Raw genomic sequence first — 6,933 nt, 5'->3', positions numbered from 1 at the left:
CGCATCGTCAAGGATGAAACGCTGGGTGATCTGGCCGGCTCACCGCCGCGCAGCCAGAGCGATCTGGCCAAGGTGCGCGGCCTGTCGGCGGCCTGGGCCAGCAATGGCATCGGTGACCGGCTGATGGCTGCGCTGAATGCCGCCGGGCCGCTGCCCGCCGATGAAATGCCGGCGCGTGAACCGCAGCGGCCGGGCCTGTCCAGCGAAGGCGCACTGATCGCGGATCTGCTGAAATTGCTGCTGAAAATCCGCGCCAAGGAAACCGGCGTGGCGCCGCGGTTGATCGTGCGTTCCGATGATCTGGAATTGCTGGCAGCCGGTCAGCGCAACGGCCTCGATATGCTGCAGGGCTGGCGGCGCGATATCTTCGGCGCCGATGCGCTGGCGCTGGTCGAAGGACGGCTGGGCTTTGCCGTGGTCGACGGCAAGCTGAAAATGAGCCGGATCAGCGAAGACTAGGCGGGAACTAAGCTGCCTCTGCCAGCAAAAACGACGTCACCACCGCGCGCGCCCGCGCCACATACGCCTCTTTCTCTCCAACCGGCGCTACATAGTGCAGAGCGCTCGCCGCGGCATCCCAACCCGCGCCGCGCGCGATCATCCAGGCCGCCAAATATACCGACGCCATGCACCCGCCCGCCGTCGCCACATTGCCGTGCGCCACAAACGGCGCATCGATCACGTCCACCCCGGCCGCAACCACCCACGGCTTGCTGGTAAGATCGGTGCAGGCCGGCAGCGAGCCGACAAGGCCGAGGCGCGCCAACAGCAGCGTGCCCGAACATTGCGCCGCGATCAGTTGCTGCGCCGGATCGAGTTGCAACCGTGCCAGCAGCGCCGCATCATCGGCAATCGCTCGGGTGTTGATGCCGCTGCCTATGATGACCGCATCGGCTTGCCCGGCAAATTCCAGCGGCTGCTGGCGCGCCACCACCACCCCGTTCATCGAGGTAACATAGTCGCTCGGCGTACAGATCTGTGCCGTCCAGCCCATCGGACGCAGCCGATTGATGATGGCGGCGGCCACGAAACTGTCCAGCTCATTGAAGCCATCGAACGTCAACACCGCGACCTGCATCAGACGATCTCCAGCCGGGGCGTCAACGCCAGTGCTGTGCCAAGCAGCTTGAGCCGGCGCACCACCGCCTCACCTGCCAACTCAGCGTGGCCGGCACCCAGACGCAGCATTAGTGTTTCGCCGTTCCGTTCCAGCCGGCTGGCCGCCAGGCCCACCGCTGTGCCGCCGGTAAGCCGCTGCCCGAGCCGCAAGGCCAGCCCCCAGGCGCGCGCGCGGGCCAGAAACAGCGCAGGTGCCAGTTGCAGCAGCGTTGCCATCACCGGCGCATCGCCGTTGCCGCCAAAACAATGATGCAGCGCGCAGGCCAGCGCCGCCCGCTCGGCAGCGGTTATTGCCACCCAATTGCCATGCAGTGCCACTTCAACACCGCGTTCGGCGCGAAAATCCGGGTGCGCGCGCCAGGCAATATCCGATAGCAGGCATGCCGTCAGGCGCAGCCGGCGATCGCCGGGCGGTTCGTCACCAAACAGCGGGTCCATCCAATCGAACAGCATATCGCCGTGCTCAGCAAACCGCCCTTGCCGCGCGCCTTCGCCGCGCGCCGCTTCGACCAGCGGGTCGCGGAGACGTTCTTCGGGATCAAGATCGCCAAACAACAGACCTTCACGCAAGCCAAAGCCGGATGCGATCACGCTGGATGATCCCAGCCGCTTCACCACCGCCGCCAGCAGCATTGCCGCGCCCGGCAGTGATGGCAAACGCGATGTCGACAGATGCGGCACGGCCTTGAGTGTATCGGCATCGATCTGCGACAGGCTGCGAAATAATTTGGCCGGCGCTGTGGCCGGCATTTCATACTGGTGCACAATTTTCAGGGGGTGGCCAGTCATCCAGATATGGATTTGCGCCAACGCGCGCCACGATCCGCCCACCATGTAAAAGGGCTTGCCGCGGCCTTGCTCAGCCCAATCCATCTGGTCGAGCGCCTTGGCGATGAACGGCCCCATCGCGCGGCGATCACGCTTGCGCAGCGCATCCAGCCGCAGCGCGCCGATCGGCAGCGAAATGCGGTTGCCCACCACCCCGCCCGCCACGCGGATCAATTCCAGGCTGCCCCCGCCCAGATCGCCAACCACGCCGTCCGCCTCCGGAATGCCCGATACCAGCCCCATGGCGGCCCCGTGCGCTTCGGCAGCGCCATCGATCACCGTGATGGGCAGGCCGCATTCATGCTCCACCCGCGCGATGAAGGCCGGGCCATTGCTGGCTTCACGCACCGCTGCCGTGGCCACTGTGCGCACGTCGCTGATGCTCATGGCCCGGGTAAGCGCAGCAAAGCGCTGCAACCCGTCCACCGCGACGGACATTGCGCCCTTGCCCAGCTTGCCATTGGCAGCCAGGCCCCGACCCAGCCCTGCCATCACCTTTTCATTGAACATGATGGCCGGAATGCGGGTGCGACCCTGATAGACCACCAGCCGGATTGAATTGCTGCCGATATCGATGATGGCGCAGCGATCATCGCCACTTGGCATCGCGGCAGTTAACGGCAGCGCACCGCCAACCAGGCCGACCCGCCGGGCAAGGTTGATCACGGGCAGGCGCATCGGTTCAGGCCAACCCGGCCGCGTCGCTGGCTTCATCAAGCTCATCGATCTCGTCAGGCAGCATCAGCACCGGCACGGCGGCGGCGTTCTTCATTTGGCCGCGGCCGGACAGCGAGGGATTGGTCATGAAATAGCGATGCAGATTGAAGCCATCGTCCCGGCCGGCCACAATGCGGGTGTAGCGGCCTTGGGCGTCCATTTCCCAGCTTTGCTGATTGTCCTTCAGATTGGCCAGCATCACCTGATCGAGCACCTGGGCATGCACCGTGGGATTTTCCACCGGCACCATGATTTCCACGCGGCGATCAAGGTTGCGCGGCATCCAGTCCGCCGAGCTGAGGAATACCTTGGCCGATTCGCTGGGCAATTCGCTGCCGCCGCTGAACACGCAAATGCGGCTATGCTCCAGAAACCGCCCGATCACCGATTTGACGCGGATGTTGTCCGACAGGCCGGGCACGCCGGGTTTCAAACAACAGATGCCGCGAATGATCAGATCGATCTCGACCCCCGCAGCACTGGCTTCATAGAGTTTTTCAATCAGGCCGGAATCAACCAGACTGTTCAGCTTCACCCAGATAGCAGCCGGCCGGCCAGCATTGGCATGCGCGATTTCAGCGTCGATCAAGCCATACAGGCGACCCCGCATGGTCAGCGGCGCCATGCCCAGCTTTTCCAGATTGGTCGGCTGCACATAGCCGGTGATGTAATTCATCACCTGAGCGGCATCGCGGGCCAGCACCGGATCGGCGGTGAAAAACGACAAATCGGTGTAAATCCGCGCTGTGACGGGATGATAATTGCCGGTGCCGAAATGCACATAGGTGCGGATGGCAGCGCCTTCGCGGCGCACCACCATCGACAATTTGGCGTGCGTTTTCCATTCCACGAAACCATAAACGACTTGCACGCCGGCGCGTTCCAATTCGCTGGCCCAACGGATATTCTGTTCCTCGTCAAACCGGGCTTTCAACTCGACAACCGCTGTCACCGATTTGCCGGCTTCGGCAGCATCGATCAGGGTGCGCACGATCGGGCTGTTCTTGCCGGCGCGATAAAGTGTCTGCTTGATGGCGATCACATCGGGATCGGCCGCCGCCTGGCGCAGGAAGGCCAGCACCACTTCAAAACTTTCATAGGGGTGGTGGACCACCAGATCCTTGCCGCGAATCGCTGCAAAACAATCGCCGCCATGCTCGCGGATCCGCTCCGGAAAGCGCGGCGTGTGCGGTTCGAACTTCAGATCAGGCCGGTCTTCATCCACCAGCAGCGCCAGATCGTTGATGCCCAGCACGCCTTCCACCATCACCGTGTCGCGGTCGTCCACGCCCAGCTGGCTTTTCACCAGCGAGTGCAGGTTGGGCGAGGTCATTTCTTCCATGGCAAGGTGGATCACCTCGCCGCGGCGACGGCGTTTGAGCGCTGTCTGGTAAAAGCGCACCAGATCTTCGGCTTCTTCTTCGATTTCGATGTCCGAATCGCGGATCACCCGGAACGCCGAATCGCCGATCAGCTCATAACCGGGGAACAATTGCCCGAAAAACGCCCGGATAGTGTTTTCCAGGCTGATCCAGCGCACGGCGCGGCCGCTGCCCACCGGCAGCCGGATGAAGCGCGGCAGCATGGCCGGCAGCATCAGTAAAGCGCGCAGCAGTTCATCATCCGATTGCCGCCGCAATTCCATGATCAACGAAAATCCCTTGTTGGGAATAAACGGAAACGGGTGTGCCGGATCGATAGCCTGCGGCGTGAGCACCGGGAAAATCTGATCGAGGAAATGCGTTTCCAGCCATGCCAGCTCGGCCTTGGTCAGCTTGGCTGCGGTGATGACGTGAAAATCAACGCGCGTCAGCTCCTTGGCCAGCAGGCCCCATACGCGCTGCTGTTCTTCCATCAGGCTGTCGGCCTTGGCAGCGATGGCGAGCAGTTGCTGCGCCGGCGTCATGCCTTCGGCACTCAGCGTATCGATGCCGGCGCGTACCTGGCCGCGCAGGCCAGCGGCGCGCACCATGAAAAATTCATCCAGATTATTGCCCGAAATTGAAAGAAACCGCAGCCGTTCCAGCAGCGGATGCGCCCGGTTCATGGCTTCGGCCAGCACACGATCATTGAACGACAGCCACGACAATTCGCGATTGATATAGCGGTCGCTGGCGGGGATTTCGGGGGCTACGGTGAACATGGCGCCTGCTTACCCTGTTCCCCGCTGGCATGGAATGACATTTGCTCGCGGCAGCCGCAATCAAGGTAGCAGCGATGCCCGATGCGCGTCAGAAACCCAGCTCGCCTTGCCCATCAACCACTTCGCGGGCCAGCGGGATGGTAATCGCCCGCCGCCGCGCCAGAGCTTCTGCGTCCAGCCGCGCCACCACCGCCTGCGCCGCAGCCAGGCTGCGTTCGATCCGCAGCACCAGCCAGTGGATCAGATCGTCCTGCACCCGGATACCGCGTTCGGCGAACAACTTGCCAATCACCAGCCCCAGCAATTCGTCATCGGGCTCCCCCAGCCTGATCTGCGGTGTCGCGGCCAGCCGGCTGGCGAGGTCGGGCAGGCCATGCCCCCAATCACGCGGGCTGTGGCGACTGGTGAGCAGCAACGGCTGCGCCGGCGTGGCCGCATTCCAGGCATGAAACAGGCGTTCGGGATCGATCGTTTCGGCCGATTCGATCACCGTGCCGGCATGGCTGGCTGCAAACCAGCGCGCCAGATGCGATTTGCCTGCGCCCGCCGGCCCGATCAGCAGCGTGACCGGCACCGGCCATAGCGCCGGCGTGGCCAGCCAGGCGGCAGCCGCACGATTGGCACCGGTCACCGCCAACCTCGCCGGACTGTGATCGACAGGCCAGGCCAGCGGTAACGGCGGTTCGGGCGCGTGCGGCAGGCTCAAGTGGCAGTCGCAGGCGCTGGCGGCTTGGCTGGTGGCCCGGCAGGCGGATTTGCTGGCAGCTTGGCTGGTAACGGGACCGGCTGGGCTGGTGATACGGCCGGCTTGGCCGCAACAGGCGCAGGTTGGACGGCGGCCGGCAGGGCCACGATGGCCGCGGGCACTGCCGGCAGCCGGCGGCGCAGCACCAGATCATTGCCCAGCCGTTCCAGCTGCCACCCGGCTTTGGCCAACGCCTCCGCCAGTGCCGCTTCGCCGCCGGGCATGGCCACTTCGATGCGGCTGGTGCCGCCCACCGCGGATTGGCGCACCAGCACATCGCCGGCAATGCTGCGCAGCAAGCGCTCGGCAGCCACCAGGCTGGCGGTGTCTGGCGTGATTGCTGCAAGGATCATGGCGCTGGTTTCGGGCAGCGGCTGGCCAATCAGCACCTCGGCATCGATGATCGGCAACACATCGATGGCCAGCCCGGCATCGGCCTGCAACTGGCCGGCGCGCAGGGCATCGGCATAGATCATGTCGATACGGCGCACACCGTCTTCCAGCAGGCGCGGCAGCCCGGCTTCGGTGGTTACCCGCAGCGAAAATCGGCCCAACACCAGGCCATCGGGGCCATGGCGCGCCGTGAACACCGCCGTGATCGGCCCACCCGGAAAGCTGCGCGTGAGGCGGGCTTCGGCCAGCAGCACATCCACCGTATCAAACCGGCTGATGATCTGCTGCCAGCTGCTGCGTTCGCTGCGGCCCGCCTGCCACATCGTCAACCACAGATTGTCGGACGGGGTGCCCGGCGGCAGCACATAATCCATCGGTGTGACATTGCCGCGCCAGCGCCCCCACGCGTCGGCCCAGGCATTGCGCCCCTGAAACAGCGTGCCCGCCCCGCCATCCACCAGCAGCGGCAACAGCAGCATCGGCGGCGATTGCAGCAGCGAAATGGCGCTGCCCAATCGCTCTACCACCCGGCTGCGATCAAACACCACCCCCAGCCGGGCGATGTAGCGCGTGTCCGAAAACCGCTCGCCCTGGCTTTCGATACCGGCCACCATCGCATCGATCTGGCCATCGGCCAGCCGCGGCGCCTCGGCCTCGGCGCGGCCGGTCAATCGTGACCACAGCTGCGGCCACGCCTTGCGCTGTGCCGCCGTCCAGGCCACGCGGCGCGCATCATCCACCGATCGTGCCGTCACGTCCACATCGATGCCGCCCACGGCATAGGCATTGCCGCCGCCGCGCGACGGATCGGGCGGCGGCACCACGGCCTTTGGCGTGGATTGCTGGGCGGCGGCCACCACCGCCAGCAAGCCAAGCCCGGCCAGCACGGGCAGGATGCGGTTCACGCCCGCTGTGTAGGCCGGCCGCGCCCTGCTTGCCAAGCCGCCATGCAGCGATACTGGTGTTGGCCCCGAACTGGCGCTATGCC

General features: G+C 64.9%; 6 protein-coding genes. 1 reads left to right on the top strand and 5 read right to left on the bottom strand.

All coding sequences use genetic code 11. The annotated features are described in order from the left end of the window. Nucleotides 1-459, top strand: a 459-nt coding sequence (locus tag ABWP50_RS04850; RefSeq protein ID WP_502950976.1) for a ribonuclease D, incomplete at its 5' end; no start/stop codon positions are given. 7 nt (nt 460-466) lie between these two features. Here ABWP50_RS04850 and ABWP50_RS04845 read toward each other — a convergent pair. The 5 genes from ABWP50_RS04845 to ABWP50_RS04825 form a co-directional block, all read right to left on the bottom strand. Continuing rightward, entirely contained in the window at nt 467-1,078 is a 612-nt protein-coding gene (locus ABWP50_RS04845) for a DJ-1/PfpI family protein (RefSeq protein ID WP_353216864.1), read from the bottom strand. Beyond that, nucleotides 1,078-2,625: a Ppx/GppA phosphatase family protein gene (locus ABWP50_RS04840; protein ID WP_353216863.1), complete on the bottom strand. Its 1,548-nt coding sequence runs from the start codon at nt 2,623-2,625 to the stop codon at nt 1,078-1,080. Before ABWP50_RS04840 ends, ABWP50_RS04845 begins: the two co-directional genes overlap by 1 nt. 4 nt (nt 2,626-2,629) lie before the next feature. Beyond that, entirely contained in the window at nt 2,630-4,807 is a 2,178-nt protein-coding gene (locus ABWP50_RS04835) for an RNA degradosome polyphosphate kinase (RefSeq protein ID WP_353216862.1), read from the bottom strand. Between the two features lie 88 nt (nt 4,808-4,895). After that, the gene (locus tag ABWP50_RS04830) at nt 4,896-5,438 is read right to left on the bottom strand and encodes an HdaA/DnaA family protein (RefSeq protein WP_353216861.1); all 543 of its coding nucleotides are present in this window, start codon (nt 5,436-5,438) and stop codon (nt 4,896-4,898) included. 71 nt (nt 5,439-5,509) lie between these two features. Then, a complete protein-coding gene (locus tag ABWP50_RS04825) occupies nt 5,510-6,850 on the bottom strand; it encodes a heavy-metal-associated domain-containing protein (protein ID WP_353216860.1) in 1,341 nt (446 codons plus the stop codon). Between the last annotated feature and the right edge of the window lie 83 nt (nt 6,851-6,933).

The organism is Sandarakinorhabdus sp., from assembly GCF_040398645.1.
GTDB lineage: Bacteria > Pseudomonadota > Alphaproteobacteria > Sphingomonadales > Sphingomonadaceae > Sandarakinorhabdus.
Note: the sequence above shows the minus strand (reverse complement) of the source record. Positions and strands in the feature narration are given on the sequence as shown.

Bases quoted from the DNA above. Each gene is read 5' to 3' on its own strand.
- ABWP50_RS04845 (WP_353216864.1), bottom strand. From the start codon at position 1,078: ATGCAGGTCGCGGTGTTGACGTTCGATGGCTTCAATGAGCTGGACAGT.
- ABWP50_RS04840 (WP_353216863.1), bottom strand. From the start codon at position 2,625: ATGCGCCTGCCCGTGATCAACCTTGCCCGGCGGGTCGGCCTGGTTGGC.
- ABWP50_RS04835 (WP_353216862.1), bottom strand. From the start codon at position 4,807: ATGTTCACCGTAGCCCCCGAAATCCCCGCCAGCGACCGCTATATCAAT.